The 17,823-nt window shown below is 63.3% G+C and carries 14 protein-coding genes; 4 read left to right on the forward strand and 10 right to left on the reverse strand.

Annotated elements, in window-relative coordinates:
• Positions 1-44: 44 nt before the first annotated feature.
• The 10 genes from NTV05_12140 to rpmH all read right to left on the reverse strand — a co-directional run bounded on the left by NTV05_12140 (position 45) and on the right by rpmH (position 9,354).
• Entirely contained in the window at positions 45-926 is an 882-nt protein-coding gene (locus tag NTV05_12140) for a ParB/RepB/Spo0J family partition protein (protein ID MCX6545145.1), read from the reverse strand.
• 162 nt (positions 927-1,088) lie between these two features.
• A complete protein-coding gene (locus NTV05_12145) occupies positions 1,089-1,889 on the reverse strand; it encodes a ParA family protein (protein ID MCX6545146.1) in 801 nt (266 codons plus the stop codon).
• A 137-nt stretch (positions 1,890-2,026) separates the two neighbouring features.
• The gene (locus NTV05_12150; protein MCX6545147.1) at positions 2,027-2,716 is read right to left on the reverse strand and encodes a class I SAM-dependent methyltransferase; all 690 of its coding nucleotides are present in this window, start codon (positions 2,714-2,716) and stop codon (positions 2,027-2,029) included.
• Positions 2,652-4,562, reverse strand: coding sequence for a tRNA uridine-5-carboxymethylaminomethyl(34) synthesis enzyme MnmG (gene mnmG / locus NTV05_12155; protein MCX6545148.1), 1,911 nt, complete (start codon positions 4,560-4,562; stop codon positions 2,652-2,654). Before mnmG ends, NTV05_12150 begins: the two co-directional genes overlap by 65 nt.
• A 69-nt stretch (positions 4,563-4,631) precedes the next feature.
• On the reverse strand, positions 4,632-6,176 hold the full coding sequence (gene mnmE, locus NTV05_12160) for a tRNA uridine-5-carboxymethylaminomethyl(34) synthesis GTPase MnmE (GenBank protein MCX6545149.1): 1,545 nt from the start codon (positions 6,174-6,176) through the stop codon (positions 4,632-4,634).
• Between the two features lie 130 nt (positions 6,177-6,306).
• Positions 6,307-6,687, reverse strand: a complete 381-nt coding sequence (locus tag NTV05_12165) for a hypothetical protein (protein MCX6545150.1) — start codon at positions 6,685-6,687, stop codon at positions 6,307-6,309.
• Between the two features lie 74 nt (positions 6,688-6,761).
• Complete coding sequence (gene yidC, locus NTV05_12170; protein ID MCX6545151.1) at positions 6,762-8,534, reverse strand: membrane protein insertase YidC; 1,773 nt, start codon at positions 8,532-8,534, stop codon at positions 6,762-6,764.
• Positions 8,535-8,542: 8 nt separating this feature from the next.
• On the reverse strand, positions 8,543-8,809 hold the full coding sequence (yidD, locus tag NTV05_12175) for a membrane protein insertion efficiency factor YidD (GenBank protein ID MCX6545152.1): 267 nt from the start codon (positions 8,807-8,809) through the stop codon (positions 8,543-8,545).
• Positions 8,799-9,191 (reverse strand): ribonuclease P protein component, encoded by a 393-nt coding sequence (gene rnpA, locus NTV05_12180; protein ID MCX6545153.1) that lies wholly within the window; start codon positions 9,189-9,191, stop codon positions 8,799-8,801. The genes yidD and rnpA overlap by 11 nt, the downstream gene beginning before the upstream one ends.
• Positions 9,192-9,210: 19 nt before the next feature.
• On the reverse strand, positions 9,211-9,354 hold the full coding sequence (gene rpmH, locus NTV05_12185; protein MCX6545154.1) for a 50S ribosomal protein L34: 144 nt from the start codon (positions 9,352-9,354) through the stop codon (positions 9,211-9,213).
• A gap of 479 nt (positions 9,355-9,833) precedes the next feature.
• Between rpmH and dnaA the strand changes: the two genes are divergently transcribed.
• The 4 genes from dnaA to gyrA all read left to right on the forward strand — a co-directional run bounded on the left by dnaA (position 9,834) and on the right by gyrA (position 17,812).
• Positions 9,834-11,198, forward strand: coding sequence for a chromosomal replication initiator protein DnaA (dnaA, locus tag NTV05_12190; protein ID MCX6545155.1), 1,365 nt, complete (start codon positions 9,834-9,836; stop codon positions 11,196-11,198).
• Positions 11,199-11,487: 289 nt separating this feature from the next.
• Positions 11,488-12,600, forward strand: a complete 1,113-nt coding sequence (gene dnaN, locus NTV05_12195; protein MCX6545156.1) for a DNA polymerase III subunit beta — start codon at positions 11,488-11,490, stop codon at positions 12,598-12,600.
• Positions 12,600-15,350: a DNA topoisomerase (ATP-hydrolyzing) subunit B gene (gyrB, locus tag NTV05_12200; GenBank protein MCX6545157.1), complete on the forward strand. Its 2,751-nt coding sequence runs from the start codon at positions 12,600-12,602 to the stop codon at positions 15,348-15,350. Before dnaN ends, gyrB begins: the two co-directional genes overlap by 1 nt.
• Positions 15,350-17,812: a DNA gyrase subunit A gene (gene gyrA, locus NTV05_12205; protein ID MCX6545158.1), complete on the forward strand. Its 2,463-nt coding sequence runs from the start codon at positions 15,350-15,352 to the stop codon at positions 17,810-17,812. Before gyrB ends, gyrA begins: the two co-directional genes overlap by 1 nt.
• The last annotated feature ends 11 nt before the right edge of the window (positions 17,813-17,823 follow it).

The following is a 17,823-nucleotide window of genomic DNA, read 5'->3' on the forward strand; positions in this document are numbered from 1 at the left end:
TCAACCCGAGCAGGACACCATCTCGGTCAGACGTTTTGCCATCATCATCCTCGCCTGGTCAGCGCCTCATACAGGCGCTGCAATTCGTCCTCGTTCTTGAACGCGATCCGGATCGCGCCGCCTCTTCCCCGACGAATGATATCCACGCGTGTGCCGAGCGTCATGCGCATCTTGTCCTGCGCGGCTCGCGTGTGGACATCGACGGCGCGCGGTGTCGCTCCTGTCTTCGCGTTGCCGCCGGGCGCGGTCAGTGTTCGCGTGACCACCTGCTCGGTCTCGCGCACCGACAACCCGCGGGCGATGATATCGCGGGCGAGGGTGCGCTGCGCCAACTCTGTCTCGAGTGCGAGCACGGCGCGCGCGTGGCCCATGCTCAGCCGCCCGGCGGACACATCTTCCTGCACCTCGGCCGGGAGTTTGAGCAGGCGCAGGCAGTTGGCCACCGAAGATCGGTCCTTGCCGACGGCCGCCGCAATGCCTTCCTGTGTGAGCTGGAACTCATCGGCCAAGCGTCGATACGCGTGCGCTTCTTCAATGGGATTGAGGTTTTCGCGCTGGAGATTCTCGACGAGAGCCCACTCGAGCAGCTTTCGATCGTGGTTGTCGGGCACGTCGCGCACGACGACCGGGATGGTCGTCAGGCCGGCCAGTTGTGCTGCGCGCCACCGGCGTTCGCCGGCGATGATCTGGTAGGCGCCCTCCACGCGTCGCACGACGACGGGCTGGATGACGCCGCTGGCCTTGATGGATCGCGCCAGTTCGTCGAGGCCGGATTCTTCCGCGCGCGATCGCGGCTGGTACCGGTTTGGCGAGAGTTGATCGATCTCAACTTCGAACGGCGCGCCGGCGGCCGGCACCGCCGACGAAAGCGGCTCGCCGATCAGTGCGCCGAGTCCCCTGCCGAGTGCGGGTCGTTTCTCTACCATGTTTACTGGGGACGGATTCAAGACCTGCGTGGGCGGCGTGCGTGGTGGCCGCGAGAACGGGTCTTGAATCCGGTTCCTCCTCCTGTTTCAGAACCTGCGTGGGCGGCGTGCGTGGTGGCCGCGAGAACGGGTCTTGAATCCGGTTCCTCCTCCTGAGTGGCTTTATGTGGCTGCAATGGCGTGCGGCGCGCGTCCGCCGCGGGCCAGCATTTCCCGCGCAAGCGAGACGTACGCCTCCGCCCCGCGCGACTTGACGTCGTACAGAATCACGGGCATCCCGTGGCTGGGCGCTTCGCCGAGCCGGATGTTGCGTGGAATGACCGTGTGGAACACCTTCTCCTTGAAGAACTCGCGTATGTCGCGCGAAACCTGCTGTCCCAAATTCGTCCGGTCGTCGTACATCGTCAAGACCACACCATCGATGTCGAGGGCGGGGTTGAGTGCGGCCCGGACGCGTTTGAGCGTGGTGACCAGATCGGCCAGACCCTCGAGCGCGAAGTACTCGCAGTGCAGGGGAATCAGCACGGCGTCGCAGGCGACGAGGGCGTTGAGGGTCAACAGGCCGAGCGAGGGCGGGCAGTCGATCAGGATGTAATCGTACTGGTGACGAAGCGGGTGAACGATTCGGCGGAGCCGGGATTCGCGAGCGAGCATCGGCACAAGTTCGATTTCGGCGCCTGCGAGGTTGCGATCTGCGGGAATAGCGAAGAGGCCGGGGATGCTGGTGGGCAGGACGAAGGATGCGGGACTGTCCACCGCGTCGGCCAGCATGGCGTCGTAGATATTGCCGGCGGCTGAGCGCTGGCCCTTGAGACCGACGCCGCTGGTGAGGTTGCACTGGGGGTCGGCGTCGACAAGGAGGACACGCTGATCGGCGAGGGCGAGGGACGCGCCGAGATTGATGGCCGTTGTGGTCTTGCCGACGCCGCCTTTCTGGTTGGCGACGGCGAGGATTCTTCCCATTAGACCATTTACCAGAAAAACAAGACAATTACTCCCGGAGCGATTCTCTTCCGGGTTGAGAATACCACACTATCCGGGGCCAATGAAGCCTGGCTCGTCGGAGAACAGCCGGGATGTTCCACGTGGAACAATCGTTTCTACAGGACCTTCCGCAGGACGACAAGTCGACTGCGAAGAGATTCAACGAGGTGGAACGTGGCTTCGTAGGCGAGAGGCGGGACGACAAGCGGGGGCGCCTCGGTCGCGACGTTGCTCCGAAAGAGCATGATGCGTCCCCCGAGCCGAAGGAACGCCTGGAGTTTGGCGAGCAGCTTCTGCTCGATCCGCACTGCCCTCACGGTAATCACGTCCTGAGCTTCGTGCAGTTCGGGTCGTGTCAACAGATCCTCTGCCCGCGCAGTTTCGACCGTCGTATCGCGGAGTTCGAGGTGACGAATCGCTTCCCGGAGGAAGGCTGATTTCCGGGTCTTCGATTCAACCATCAACAGATGCATCGCCGGAACGGCAAGCTTCAACGGGATGGCGGGGGAGCCGCCGCCGGAACCGATATCGAGCACGCGGGGATGCGGACCGAGTTGCGCATGGAGTTGTCCGTGGCTGTGCGGACCCTGAAAGACGCGTGCGGCAATCAGCGGTTCGATGAGGAGCCGATCGATGGCCTCGTCTGGCGCATCGACCAACGAGAAGGCCGTCAGGTTGATCTTTTGATTCCAGAACTCAAGCAGCCGGTAATAAGCGGTCAGCGCCTCGGCAAGCGGCGGGCTAATTGTGACGCCCGATCGACGCGCGCGTTTCGCCAGCCGATCCGAGAATTCTCGAGACGTCATGAGCCCGCCGTTTCAGAAAGACGACCACCAGGGCAATCGCTGCAGGCGTGATGCCGGGAATACGCGCGGCCTGCCCAACCGTCTGCGGCTCAATTTCGGTGAGTCGGTGAACAACTTCCCGCGACAACCCTGGTATTTTCTCATACGGGAACCCGGCTGGGATAGCGCGGCCTTCTTCTTCTTTACTCTTATCGACGGCTTCGGCCTCTCGCTTCAGATAGCCATCATATTTCACCGTCGTTTCTGCTGTCGCGAGGTCGTGGTGCGGGCTCGCCGGGTCGATTTCTAGAACGACCGCGCCGTCCATCCAGAGCGACTCCAGTGAAACGCCTGGCTGGCGGAGGCGCAGTGGCGCTGCCACGCGCGAGCCGTCTTCGCGGCGGACTGTCGATGCCGAAATCGATGTCAGGTTTCGATCGAGCCTGATCCGGCGGCCTTCAAACCTGTCCCAGCGGTCATCGGGAACAAGGCCGATCCTCCGGCCGTGAGGCGTCAGTCTCAGGTCCGCGTTGTCGGCTCTAAGCAACAACCGGTATTCGGCACGTGACGTGAACATCCGGTAGGGTTCAAGGCACCCCTTTGTCACCAGGTCGTCGATCATGATGCCGATGTAGGCCTCATCCCGACGAAGCGTGAAGGCCGGGCATCGCCGCACTTTGAGCGCTGCGTTGATTCCGGCCACAATCCCCTGCCCCGCGGCTTCTTCGTACCCGGATGTTCCGTTGATCTGGCCGGCCAGATACAAGCCGCTCACCCGTTTTGTTTCAAGCGTGGGCCGGAGCTCTGTCGGCTGGACAAAGTCATACTCGACGGCGTAGGCCGGCCGAATCACCCTGGCGTCCTCCAGGCCAGGCATCGCGTTGACTATCCGCCGCTGGATGTCGCGCGGCAGGCTCATTGAAAACCCGCTGAGATAGATTTCGTCGACGTCCAATCCTTCGGGCTCAAGGATGACTTGGTGGCGTTCTCGAAGCGGGAACTTAAGAACCTTGTCTTCCAGTGATGGGCAGTAGCGCGGCCCCACGCCTGAAATCTGGCCGTTGTAGAGAGGGGACTCCCCCACGTGTTCTCGAACAAGATTGTGCACTTCTTCGTTTGTGAACACCTTGTGGCAGAGAACTTGGGTTTGCTCGATCTGGCCGGTCATGAAGGACAGCGGGACCGGGCTGGCGTCGCCATGTTCCACGTGGAACGCTCCGCTGGAGACACCCGTCTCGAAATCGATGCTTCGCCGGTCGAGACGCGGGGGCGTGCCGGTCTTGAGCCGGCCCATCCGAAAGCCAAGCCCGCGGAGGGATTCAGCAAGGGCGGTTGCCGCGGGTTCTCCGGCTCGCCCGGAGACTGTTCGCTCGGGGCCTATATGAATCAGGCCATTCAAGAACGTCCCCGGCGTGACGATCGCCGCGCGGCAATGCACCGACACGCCGTGTTTTAGGTTAATACACCTAATAGTGCCGTCTTCGACAGAGATTCCCTCGACCATGCCGATGACCCAGGAGATGTTCGGGTGCGCCTCAAGCGCCTCCCTCATCCACGCCGCATACGCGGCCTTGTCCGCCAGGGCTCGCGGCGACCACGCCGCCGCACCCCGGCTTCGATTGAGCAGCTTGAACTGAATGCCTGTCGCATCGATCGCCCGTCCCATCAGCCCGCCGAGCGCGTCAACCTCACGAACCAGATGCCCCTTCGCCGTGCCGCCAATCGCGGGATTGCATGACATGCGCGCGATGGTGTCGCGCGACATCGTGCAGATCGCCACCGAACATCCCATTTGTGCGGCGGCCCACGCGGCCTCAATCCCCGCATGCCCGGCGCCGATCACCGCCACATCAACAGTCAACGGCATTACTGAGTTCACCTTGCCGGGAGGGGCACGGCCGCCTTCGCCTACGGCTACGGCGCCCCGGGGGCCCGCCTACTTGCCAACACAGAATCGCTCGAAGATCGCGCGCAGAACATCTTCGCTCGTCCGCTTCCCAACGACTTCGTCAAACGCGCGTCTCGCTGCCGCAAGATCCGCAAGCACCAGTTCTTCGTTGAGGTGCGGCGCAACTTGGTCAAGCCCCGCCAGCGCGCACACCGTGTCATCAAGGCCGGCGAGTGCGCGGGCGATGGACTCGCGCGCGTCGTGAAGAAGCGATTCGTGGCGGAGATTGGTGACCATGGGCTCTTCGACGCGGGGCTCCGTAAACTCCAGGCCCTGTTGGATGGCGTCGTGCAGCGCCGAGAGTCCGGCGCCTGTCTTGAGCGAGATCTCAAGCGCCTCGATGCGAAGTGCTGCGAGGATCCACGCACGCGGGAGGTCGATCTTGTTGACAACGATCACTCGCGGCACCCTCGCTGTTCGCGCGAGAACCCCCTCGTCATCGACGTCCAGTGGCCGCGAGGCGTCCAGCACCACACACACCAGATCCGCGACGTCGTGGGCCCTGTGCGCTCGCGCCACTCCCTCGCGCTCGATTTCATCCTGAACGTCACGGCTTCCCGCCGTGTCCACCAGGCTCAGTCGCACGCCGTTGAAGTCGATCGTTTCCCGCAGCAGGTCTCTGGTCGTCCCCGGAACATCCGTCACGATCGCGCGTTCCGCCCCAAGGAGCCAGTTGAAGAGGCTCGACTTTCCCACGTTGGGCTTGCCGACGATCGCGATCTGGCGGCCCTCCCGGATTACGCGGCCGGTGCGCGCCCCGGCAAGCAATCGATCGATTCCGCCACGAACCTTTCTGAGCGTCGCCGCCACGGTGGCCGGGGCAACGAAGTGGTAACCCTCGTCTGGGAAATCAATCGAGGCTTCGAGCTTGGCGACCAGGTCGAACAACGCCGCGTCCATCACCGCGATCGATCGCGTCAGTGTGCCTTCGAGTTGGTCGAACGCCACGCGCGCCTGCAGCGGCGTCACGGCATCCACAAGATCGCCCACCGCCTCGGCCTGCACCAGGTCGATGCGGCCCCCCAGGTATGCGCGGAACGTGAATTCGCCGGGTTCGGCCAGCCGCGCGCCCGCGCCGATCGCGGCGCGCACAATCTCGCGCAACACGGCCGGGCTCCCGTGCGCGCTGATTTCGACGACGTCCTCTGTCGTGTACGAATGCGGCGCTGGAAACAGCGTGACCACAACTTCGTCGATGGTCCGCGCCGTTCCGGAACAAGGCATCACGCCAGACAATGACGGTCCGGCGCGGAAGTCACGCGCCTCGGCCCTCTCCGGCACCACCGCGTCCAAGCGCGCGCACTTCTCGGGCCGCTGCCGCGCATCATCACCCGCGCCTTCTACTGCTGTGGGCGGCACCTGGCCCGGCCGGACAAATGTGTGCGTGGCGTAGCGGGGCGTGAGCTCGTGCGGCGTCGTGAGAATGGCGCGGGCGACATCTGCCGCCCGCGCTCCACTGATGCGCACGACACCGATGCCGCCGCGCCCGCTCGGCGTCGCAATGGCGACGATGGTGTCGGTGGGGGAGAACACGGTATGGAACGCGATCCTACACTGACAGGCTGACGCAGAAGATCCGCACCTCTCTGGATTCCGGCATAAGCCGGAATGACGATTCTCCTGCCTCGGGCGCGATGAATCACGCCCCTACGCCCAGGCGGGCCTACCGCCGGCCGGAGATGATGACGGTCTTCATGAAGGCATCGCCGATCGATTCGGACGTCGCGTTTGGCGTTTCGGCGATCGCCATGTGCACGATGCGGCGCTCGTACGGGTTGAGCGGGCCCATTTCCTGCGGCTCGCCGTTCAACGCGGCCTTTTCGGCGAGGAACATCGCCATCTTGCGCAACTCGGCGTCCTTGTCCCGCTGGAAGCCCTGGCAGTCAACCGCCAGCCGTTGCCCCTCCGGAAGGTCGTCGCGGAAAATGCTCGACGCAATGTGTTGCAGCGCGTTCAATGCTTCGCCGCGCCGCCGCAACAACAGGTCGCTGCCGTCACCTTCCAGATTGACCCGGGGACCGTCCGCCGTTTCTTCGATCGTCACGGCGAGCGACAATCCCATCGCCGTCGTCACGGCGGTCACAAATTCAACGATGCGTGTGTTTGGATCAGACATGGTTACGACGCCCCGTTTGTTCTTCCTGCGCCAACCTTCTTGAGCTGCCGCTCCGCCGCCGGCCGCATCATGTGCACCGCCGGAGGGCCAATGATCCGGTTCGTGATGACCTGCTGCAGAATCGCGAGCAGGTTGCTGAAGAACCAGTAGATCACCAGGCCGCTCGGCGCCCACAGGAACATGAAGGTGAACACGATCGGCATGAACATGAACATCTTCTGCTGCACCGGGTCCGCGGTCGACGGCGTCATCTTCTGCTGGACCACCATCGTGATGCCCATCAGGACCGGCGTCACGAACAGTGGATCCTGCAGCGAGAGATCCGTGATCCAGAGCGCAAACGGCGCCCCGCGCAGCTCGATGGCCTGCGACAGCAGGTTGTAAAACGCAAACAGGATGGGCATCGTCAGCAGCATGGGCAGGCAGCCGCTGGCCGGATTCACGCCGCGCGATTTGTAGAGCTCCATCAGCTCCGTGTTCATCTTCTGCTTTTCGGGATCGGTTGCCTTCAGCTTGCCGTAGCGATCCTGAATGGCCTTGATCTCGGGCTGCAGGCCCTGCATCTTGCGCATCGACACCACGCTCTTGTGGCGCAACGGGAAGATGACCAGGTTGATGAGGAACGTGAGCGCGATGATCGACCACCCGTAGTTGTGCAGGTAGCCGTTGATCCCGTTGAGCATGCCCAGCAGCGGCGTGGCGATGAATGCAAACCATCCGAAATCGACCGCCTTGACCAGTTGCTGATCGATGCTCTGCAGCAGATCAAACTGCTTCGGCCCGATGAAGAATCTGAGGGTGGCGTTCGCGCCCGCAGGCGGCTTGGCGGTGTACGCGACATAGTCGCTTGTCGTCTTTCCATCGGCGTTCGGCACCGACGTCGCTTCGTACACCAGGCGGGCGCCGGGTCCGGCAAACAGCGCCGCCGACATGAAGTAGTGATCGTCGACGCCGCCCCAGCGCACGTCGCCTTCATACGCAGGCTGCGTGACGATCGCCTTCGCGTCGTGACGCTCGATGCTGCCAGCCCGGAACAGAATTCCTGCCGGCTTCCTCGAGTACTGGCCCGTTGCGCTCGCGCCGAGGTTGCTCAATCCGAAGCCCATCTTGAACGCAAGGTTGGCGATGTCGGCGCCGGACGCCAGGGCAACGCTGGCCTCGACGGTGTAGTGCTTGGGGTTGATCGCAAACGTCTTGCGGGCGCGAAGACCGCTCGCGTCCTGATACTCGAACGCGAGAAGCACGTGGCCGGTCTTCGGATCGGTGGTCGGTCCGCCGCCATCAACACGGAACAGCGCGCTGTTCAGACGATCGTCAACAGCCGCGTTTCCGGTGTCGATTGAGAACGGCCGAACGTTGCGCGGAACAGATTGAGGCACCAGATCAACGGCCTTGCCGGCCTTGTCTGTATAGCGCTTCAGGCTCCAACTCTTGAGCGTCGCGCCCTGGTTGGTGAAGACCGCAAGAATCGTGTCGGTGTCGACGAGAACATCGCGCGCGGTGGTGTCGCCAACAACGACGTCGACGTTGGTCGAGGACGCCGCCTGAGCGGCGGTCGGACCGGCCGGCGTCGATGGCGCAGTGGCGACGCCAGTGGGTTGCGCTGGCGCCGCCTGGCCTCTTCCGCTTCCACCGGCCGGCGTGCTGGAGGTGCCCGGGCCGGAGGCCGCCTGGGACTGCGCAACCCGGGCCGGAGGCTTCGGCATGAACATGGTCTGGTAGCCGTAGAGCACCAGGAAGGACAGGACGACAGCAACGATGACGCGCTTTTCCATAAGTCCGATCAGGCTTCTCGCTGCGAATGGCTGCGCGTACAGCGAAGCCCCTCGGGTACCGGATCAAGGCCGGAGCCGCCAAAAGGATGACACCTTCCCAGCCGGCCTAGGCCGAGGCAGATTCCAACGATCGCACCGTGGCGCTCGACGGCCTCTGCCATGTAGTCGCTGCAGGAGGGGAGATATCGACACGAACCCGTAAATAGCGGCGAAACAAGCCGTTTGTACGACCTTATCACGCCGAGAACGATGCGGACTGGTACGCTACGCTTCACGGATCTTAAGCCGGCGTCGCAACAGGATGGCGCAGTAATCGGCCTCGACGGCCCGGTAATCAGCCACGAGCATCTCCCGCTTGGGAATGACGATGACGTCGAGCCCGGCGAGGGGCTTGTGGCGCCTGAAGGCCTCTCGCACGAGGCGCTTGGCGCGGTTGCGCTGGACCGCGTTGCCCAGCTTCCGCGTGGCGGCGATTCCCAGTCGGGCCGCCGGGCCACCGTTGGCCAGCACAAAGACCGTCATCAGACGGCTCGAACTGCGGCTCCCGCGTTCGTAGTTGGCCAGAAACTCCGGCCTGCGGCGCACCCGCTCGGCCCGAGGAAGACCGGTCGGGGCGGGCGGCGCGGCGCGATGTCCACGGGACGGCTCGGACGTCACGGCGGGCCAGTTTCCTGCTCTATTCGGACGAAACGGTGAGCTTCTTGCGTCCCTTGGCTCGACGACGCTTCAGCACCTGCTGGCCGTCTTTGGTGGCCATCCGGACGAGAAAGCCGTGTGTGCGTTTACGACGACGAATGTTGGGTTGAAACGTGCGCTTCATGCTGGCACCTTGTATTCGCTAAGTCCTTCGATTCATAAGTCCGGGAACTGATTCCCTCAGGACTTAGTGCTGAGCGAGCGTCTGGGCGTAATTGCCTCTCGACCCTACGCAATTGTCGTCGCGAGTCGAAGCACTAAGACAGAACCATTTATACTATCGAGCCTTGGCCCCAGCGTCAACCTCGGGGACGCGGCGCGAAGCGCCGCGGCAGCTGGTTAATCACTCCGGGCCTAATTAGCCCCCCGGCAATTACTCCGGGAGTAATTGACCCCGAAAACCGTCGTCTCAAGCGGCCGCCTGTGGTACATTTCAGAGCCTCGCTCGGAGGAGTTTTCAACAGATGTGGAAAAACATGTGGAAAACCCGAAAGGCGAAAGGCTGGTGCGGCCCGAGTTTTCGCGTGTTTTTTGGGGTCTTGGGCGGTTAATACCCACTCCTGAAGGATTCCCCGGGGGCGAAAGTCGCGAGAAGGCCGAGAAATGGAAAGCCACAACGTCTGGGACGACATCCTCGCCCGCATCGAGACGAAGATCAACCGGCATAGCTTCTATACCTGGTTCAAGCCCACGACCTTCGTGTCCCTGGTCGGCGATGCCGTCACGATCCGGGTTCCAAACCCGCTGTTCCGCGACTGGCTGACGAAGCACTACTCGGGACTGATCAACGAAGCGCTAGGGGAGATCGACCGGCCCATGCTGGCGATCTCGTTTACGACGGAGTTGCGCGCCGATTCGTCGCTGCTGGCGGAAGCGGCCCCGCCCATCGCGCCCGAAGAAGAAGAGGAGGTTTCGTCCGGCTACAGCGGCATCGCCTATGAAGGCAGCCCGTCGGTCGGCCTCAACCCCCGGTACTTGTTCGACACGTTTGTGGTTGGTCCATCGAATCAGTTTGCCGACGCCGCCTGCCGTGCCGTCGCGGAGGCGCCGGGGCGATCGTATAACCCGCTCTACATTTACGGGGGCGTGGGTCTCGGCAAGACGCACCTGATGCACGCAATTGGGCACTACGTGCTCAAGCACAACCCGCTCTACAAGCTGACGTACATCTCGACCGAGCGCTTCATGAACGAGATGATTAATGCCGTGAAGAACGATGGTGTGCTGAACTTCCGCGAGCGCTATCGGTCGGTCGACGTGCTGCTGGTCGACGACATCCAGTTCCTGGCGGGCCGCGAAGGCACGCAGAACGAGTTCTTCCACACGTTCAACTCGCTCTATGATTCGCAGAAGCAGATTGTGCTCAGCAGCGACTGTCCGCCCAACGAGATTGCGTCGCTTGAAGAACGCCTGCGTTCACGGTTCGAGTGGGGGCTGATTGCCGACATCCAGTCGCCCGATCTCGAGACAAAGATCGCCATTCTCAAGAAGAAGGCAGACGCCGAAAGCGTCCCATTGCCCGACAATGTCGCCCTCTACATTGCCGAAAAGATCAAGTCGAATATCCGTGAACTCGAGGGCTCGCTGATCCGGTTGCTGGCGTTCGCCTCGCTGTCGGGCCGCGAGATCACGATCGGCCTGGCGCAGGAGGTTTTGAAGAACGTCATCGGGCACGACGACCGCGCGGTGACGATTGACATGATCCAGAAGGCCGTCGCCGACCGCTACCAGCTCAAGGTGGTGGATCTGCGATCGCGCAACAACTCGAAATCCATCGCGCTTCCGCGGCAGGTCGCGATGTATCTCTGCAAGGCGCTGACGACCGCGTCGCTGCCGGAGATTGGCCGCGGCTTCGGTGGAAAGCACCATTCGACGGTGATCCATTCGATCCGCAAGATCGAAACGCTCCGGCAGAAGGACCGGGATTTCAACAGTGTTATCAACAAGCTGATCGAGGGGATGCGGTGATGTTGGACGGCGTTGCGGGGCTTTTCCACAGCCAGCCCCTGTGTGGGCGTGTGGAGCAACTGTGGACCGGCGAAACCATCAACAGGGTACGGTTGCGCTGCTTGAGATCCACACCGAAAGTCAACAGGAATCGTATCGTCCAAGTTCTTGTTTGACAATCATTTAGCGCCCATTTCTGTGCTTTTCAACACGCTTTCTTTTCAGTATAATCTCTTGTTCTCTTAATCTTCTCTTTTGAATTGGGAAAAGACCCGGCGGAACTGACCTGCTCCCCCAAGGACTGGACATCATGGAACTCGTTGTCCGGAAGACCGACCTGCTGAAAGAACTTCAACTGTTCCAGGGCATCGTCGAGCGCAAGAACACCATCCCCATTCTGGCCAACGTGTTGTTGGAGGCCAAGGGTGACCAACTGCGCCTGGCGGCCACCGATCTCGAGGTCGGGCTTCGATCGAAATGCCCCGCCTCGGTTTCGAAGGCGGGATCCCTCACGCTTCCGGCCAAGAAGTTCTACGAGATTGTCAAAGAGCTGCCGGAGACCGACATCCGCATCGAAGAGGACAAGACCGGCGCCGTCAAGGTGGCGGCCGATCGCTACGAATCGAAGATGCAGACGCTTCCGCGCGAGGATTTTCCAACGCTCCCGGAGATTGCCGCCGGCGAAAGCACGATGGTTGGCCGCGTGCCGCTGCGCGAGATGGTTGCGAAGACGCAGTTCGCCATCACCGGAGAAGACACGCGGTACTTCCTGAACGGCGCGCTGTTCGTGCTGCGCGCGGACGGGATGCTGCTGGTGGCCACTGATGGTCATCGCCTCGCGCTGGTCAGTGCGCCGCGCAACGGGGACGCCACCAAGACCGAGGAATCGCGGACCATCCTTCCCAAGAAGACCCTGCTCGAGCTGGGGCGGCTGCTGTCGGAAGGGGAGGGTGACATCTCGTTTGCCAAGAGCGAGAATCACATTTTCTTTGAAGTAGACGGCCGCCTGCTGGTGTCGCGGATGATTGACGGCCAGTTTCCCGCCTACGAGCGCGTCATCCCGAAGAACAACGACAAGCGCATCGAGTTCGAACGCGATCGGATCGCGTCGGCGATTCGCCGGGTCGCGCTGTTGTCGAACGAGCGCTCGCGCGCGGTCAAGTTCTCGCTGGAATCGGGCCGCGTGGAAGTGGCCTCGCACAGCCCCGAGCTGGGCGAAGCCCGCGAGCAGCTTGCCGTCGAGTACGGCGGGCCGGCGATGCAGATTTCCTTCAACGCGCAGTACGTGATCGACTTCCTCAACGCTGTGCAGACCGACGTCATCGCGATTGAGTTCCGGGACGAAGTCAGCCAGACCGTGATGCGCCCGGTCGGTACGACCGACTACGACTACACCTATGTCGTGATGCCCATGAGGATTTGATGGCGCACGACGAGCAGGTTCAGCAACCGGGTTCCACTCCCGGGACGACTCCGGCGGTGACGGGCATTCCAGCGGGCGGTCCTTCGACATCAGCGGTCGCCTCGCAGCCGCCAAGCTCAGGGCTGGGCGACGAGGCGATGCCAACGGTGTCGCACGAGGGCGGCCTGAGCGGTCCCGCAGGCGCGGACGCTGACGATTACTCCGCCGACAAGATCAAGGTGCTCGAGGGCCTGGACGCGGTCCGCAAGCGCCCCGCGATGTACATCGGGTCGACGGGCCCGACCGGCCTGCACCACCTGGTGTACGAGGTCGTCGACAACGCCATCGACGAAGCGCTCGCCGGGTTCTGCGACGAAGTCAACGTCACCGTCCACGACGACAACTCGGTTACCGTCATCGACAACGGCCGCGGCATCCCCGTCGACATGCACGAAAGCGGCAAGTCGGCCGCCGAAGTCGTGATGACCGTGCTGCACGCGGGCGGAAAGTTCGACAACGACAGCTACAAAGTGTCGGGCGGGTTGCACGGCGTCGGCGTGTCGGTGGTCAACGCGCTATCGGAAACGCTCGACCTGGAAATCTGGCGCAACGAGCAGATCTACCAGCAGCGCTACGAGCGCGGAAAGCCTGCGAGCGATCTGGCGCCCGCGGGCACAACGCGCCGGCGCGGGACGAAGGTGCACTTCAAGCCGGATTCCGAGGTGTTCGAGACGCTCGAGTTCAGCTTCGACACCCTGGCACAGCGGCTGCGGGAGCTGGCGTTTCTCAATCCCGGCGTCCGCATCACGCTCGCCGACGAGCGCGAAGGCAAGCAGCACGACTTCAAGTACGACGGCGGCATTGTCTCGTTCGTCACGCACCTCAACACGAACAAGGTGGCGATCAACGAGACCCCGATCTACATGCGCGGCGACAAGGACGGCATCATCGCCGAAATCGCGCTGCAGTGGAACGACGCCTATTCGGAGACGCTGTACTCCTTCGCCAACAACATCAACACGCACGAGGGCGGCACGCACCTGTCGGGATTCCGGGCGGCGCTCACGCGGACGATCAACTTTTACGCGGCGAAGAACAACCTTGCGAAGGACGCCGGCGAGGGCATCAGCGGCGACGACATCCGCGAAGGGCTCACCGCCGTCATCAGCGTGAAGATTCCGCACCCGCAGTTCGAAGGCCAGACCAAGACCAAGCTCGGCAACACCGAGGTCAAGGGCATCGTCGAGGCCATCGTCAACGATCTGCTCGGCGCGTTCCTCGACGAGAACCCGGCGGTTGCGCGGCGGATCATTACCAAGGCGGTTGATGCCGCCAGGGCCAGGGACGCGGCCCGCAAGGCGCGGGACCTGGTGCGCCGCAAGGGCGCGCTCGACAACAGCGCGCTGCCGGGGAAGCTGGCCGACTGTCAGGAGCGGGACCCGGCGCTGAGCGAACTGTACCTGGTCGAGGGAGAGTCGGCCGGCGGATCGGCCAAGCAGGGCCGCGATCGCCGCTTCCAGGCGATTCTGCCGCTCAAGGGCAAGATCCTCAACGTCGAGAAAGCCCGCTTCGACAAGATGCTGGGCAGCGAAGAAATCCGGACCCTCATCGCGGCGCTCGGCTGCGGCATCGGCGAAGAGGATTTCGACATCGAGAAACTGCGGTACCAGCGCATCATCATCATGACCGACGCGGACGTGGACGGATCCCACATCCGCACGCTGCTGCTGACGTTCTTCTACCGGCAGTTCCCGGAGATGATTGCCCGCGGCTACATCTTCATTGCGCAGCCGCCGCTCTTCCGGGTCAAGCGGGGCAAGGCCGAGAGCTACATCAAGGACGAGCGCGAGCTCGACAACTTTCTCGTGCGCCGCGCTGTGGAGAACCGGTCCGTCCGGTTTGGCTCAGACGGCCCAGGCGTGGCGGGCACCGAGTTGGAAAGACTTCTCCAGCGCCTGATCGCGTTCCGCGCGCAGACGCTCGCGGCCGAGCGCCGCGGCTTTTCGCGTGGCGTGTTGAAGGTGCTGCTGGATCGGGCGGCGATGGATCGCGCGTTCTTTGCCGAGCGTGCGCCCGTCGACGATCTTGCCGGGCAACTGGCCTCGGACCAGCGTGTCGTTCACGTCCGGCACGACCTGGAGCACAACCGGTACCGCATCGAGATTGACGATCGGACGGGACCCTACACCCGAAGCATGGCGGTGGGCGCGGAATTCGTGATGTCGAGCGAGTTCCGATCGCTCTGCGCCACGTATCGCGACATCAAGGATCTCAAGTGGCCGGCCACCGTCATCTCCCTGGGCGCAGAGCCCGAGGCGGAGGCCGACCCCGACATCGCCTTCGCCGACGCCGACGCTGGGGAAGAAACAAGAAGTAAGAAGCACGAAGGGGCGGGCGACGAGCAAGAGCCACAGGGCGACACTGCCGGCGTAGGGGCACGGCATGCCGTGCCCGGTCAGAAGCCCGAGGCGAGGGCGAAGGCAAAGCCCCCCGACGTGTTCGTGGCGAGCCTTGACGAACTGGTCGAGCATTTCTTCGCGGCCGGCAAGCGCGGCGTGGCCATCAACCGCTACAAGGGCCTTGGCGAGATGAACCCGGAACAGCTCTGGGCGACAACGATGGATCCTGAGAAGCGGACACTGCTGCAAGTGCGCGCCGAGGATCACACGGAGGCGGACCTGATGTTCACCACGCTGATGGGCGATCAGGTCGAGCCGCGCCGGAAGTTCATCGAGGACAACGCGCTGGACGTGAAGAACCTGGATATCTGATGGACTCCGCCGCACGAATCCCCGTCGCGATCGAAGACGAGATGAAGCGCTCGTACCTGGATTACGCCATGAGCGTGATCATCGGGCGCGCGCTGCCTGACGTCCGGGACGGGCTGAAACCCTCGCACCGCCGCGCGCTGTACGGCATGCGCCTGATGGGGCTGGGGGCCAATCGCACCTACCGCAAGTGCGCCAAGATCGTCGGCGAAGTCATGGGCAACTTCCATCCCCATGGCGACGCGGCCATCTACGACACCATCGTGCGGATGGCGCAGGGCTTCAATATGCGGTACCCGCTGGTGGACGGGCAGGGCAACTTCGGCTCGGTCGACGGCGATCCGCCTGCGGCCATGCGCTACACGGAGGCGCGGCTCAAGGCGCTGGCCGACGAGATGATGGTCGACCTCGACAAGGAGACCGTCGACTTCGTCCCGAACTACGACGAGACGACCACCGAGCCCACCGTGCTGCCGTCGCCCATTCCGAACCTGCTCATCAACGGGTCGTCGGGCATCGCGGTCGGCATGGCCACCAACATCCCGCCGCACAACCTGCGCGAGATCGTCGACGGCGTGGTCTGGCTGATTGAGCATCGGGAGGCGACGACGGCCGAAAAGCACGCCGGCCTCCGGCGCATCGTGCTGGGGCCGGATTTCCCGACCGGCGGCCAGATTGTCGGGCGGGCGGGCATCGAACTGGCGTTCCGCACCGGCCGCGGATCGATCACCATCCGCGCCAAGACGGAAATCGAAGTCTCGAAGAAGGGCGACCGGCAGTCGATTGTCGTCTCGGAGATTCCGTATCAGGTGAACAAGGCCAGGCTGATCGAGAAGATCGCCGACCTGGTGCGGGACAAGGCCCTCGAAGGCATTTCGGATCTTCGCGACGAGTCCGATCGTGACGGCATGCGCATCGTCATCGAACTCAAGCGCGGCGAAATGGCCGACGTGGTCCTGAACAATCTCTACAAGCATACCGCGCTGCAGTCGACGTTCGGGATCATCACGCTCGCGATCGTGGGCGGCCGCCCGCGCGTGCTGCCCCTGGTCGAAATGCTCGACCTGTTCATCGACTTCAGGCGCGAGGTCGTGCGGCGGCGGATTGAGTTCGAGCTTCGGAAGGCCGAAGGACGCGCGCACATCCTCGAAGGCCTCAAGATTGCGCTCGATCACCTCGACGCGGTGATTACGCTCATCCGCAACTCGCGCGCACCGGCCGAGGCGCGCGCGGGGCTGATGTCGACGTTCGGGCTGAGTCAGATCCAGGCGCAGGCCATTCTCGACATGCAACTCCAGCGCCTGACCGGCCTGGAGCGCCAGAAGATCGAGGACGAACTGGTCGCCGTGCTGATGACCATTGAGCGGCTGCGCGCGATTCTCGCCAGCGAGACGCTGCTGATGAACATCATCGTCGGCGAGCTGCGCGCGATCCAGGCGAAGTTCGGCGATGCCCGGCGCACCCAGATCAGCGACGAGACGGGGGAGTTCCGGGTCGAAGACCTGATTGCCGAAGAAGACATGGCCATCACGGTCACCAACACCGGCTACATCAAGCGGACCGCCATCACCAGCTACCGGAATCAGCGGCGGGGCGGCAAGGGCCGCATCGGAATGCGGTTCCGCGAAGAGGACTTCGTCGACCACCTCTTCATCGCCTCGACGCATGCCTACATCATGATTTTTTCGGACCGGGGCCGGGCGTACTGGCTGCGGGTCTACGAGATTCCCGATGTCGGGCCGGACGGCAAGGGCAAGGCGCTGCCGAACCTGGTCTCGATGGCCGAGGGGGAGCGGATTGCCGCGCTGCTGGCCGTCAGGACCTGGGACGAGGACAAGTTTGTCTTCATGGGCACCCGCAGGGGCAGCGTCAAGAAAACCCCGCTGTCGGCGTTCTCGAACCCGCGGGCCGGCGGCATCATTGCCATGGGGGTCGAAGCCGAAGATGCCGTGATTGCGGTGCAAATGACCGACGGAACCGGTGAAATCTTCATCGGGACGCGCGCCGGGATGGCCATCCGGTTCCCCGAAACCGACGTCCGGCCGATGGGCCGGACCGCCTACGGGGTGCGCGGAATCAGCCTCCGGGAGGGCGATGACGCCGTCGCGATCAAGGTGGTTCTGGCAGACGGCGCCGGCACGGTGATGACCGTGTGCGAGAACGGATATGGCAAACGGACGGCCCTCGACGAATACCGCGTGCAATCGAGGGGCGGAGTGGGTATCATCTCGATCCAAACCACCGACCGGAATGGCCGGGTGGTCGGGATTGCGTACGTCCGGGGCGAAGACGAGCTGATGCTCATCACGCAGCAAGGCAAAGTGTTGCGGATGCCCACCAGTGGTATTCGCGCGATTGGCCGGGCGACGCAAGGCGTCAGGCTGATCGAAATCGAGTCTGAAGACCGGGTCGTGTCTGTAGCGCGACTGGCGGAACAGGAAGACGACAACCCACTAGCGGAGTAGAGGAGGCAAGT

This window comes from Acidobacteriota bacterium, from assembly GCA_026393755.1.
Taxonomy (GTDB): domain Bacteria; phylum Acidobacteriota; class Vicinamibacteria; order Vicinamibacterales; family JAKQTR01; genus JBAXOX01.

Bases quoted from the DNA above. Each gene is read 5' to 3' on its own strand.
- NTV05_12140 (MCX6545145.1), bottom strand. From the start codon at position 926: ATGGTAGAGAAACGACCCGCACTCGGCAGGGGACTCGGCGCACTGATC.
- NTV05_12145 (MCX6545146.1), bottom strand. From the start codon at position 1,889: ATGGGAAGAATCCTCGCCGTCGCCAACCAGAAAGGCGGCGTCGGCAAG.
- NTV05_12150 (MCX6545147.1), bottom strand. From the start codon at position 2,716: ATGACGTCTCGAGAATTCTCGGATCGGCTGGCGAAACGCGCGCGTCGA.
- mnmG (MCX6545148.1), bottom strand. From the start codon at position 4,562: ATGCCGTTGACTGTTGATGTGGCGGTGATCGGCGCCGGGCATGCGGGG.
- yidC (MCX6545151.1), bottom strand. From the start codon at position 8,534: ATGGAAAAGCGCGTCATCGTTGCTGTCGTCCTGTCCTTCCTGGTGCTC.
- rpmH (MCX6545154.1), bottom strand. From the start codon at position 9,354: ATGAAGCGCACGTTTCAACCCAACATTCGTCGTCGTAAACGCACACAC.
- dnaA (MCX6545155.1), top strand. From the start codon at position 9,834: ATGGAAAGCCACAACGTCTGGGACGACATCCTCGCCCGCATCGAGACG.
- dnaN (MCX6545156.1), top strand. From the start codon at position 11,488: ATGGAACTCGTTGTCCGGAAGACCGACCTGCTGAAAGAACTTCAACTG.
- gyrB (MCX6545157.1), top strand. From the start codon at position 12,600: ATGGCGCACGACGAGCAGGTTCAGCAACCGGGTTCCACTCCCGGGACG.
- gyrA (MCX6545158.1), top strand. From the start codon at position 15,350: ATGGACTCCGCCGCACGAATCCCCGTCGCGATCGAAGACGAGATGAAG.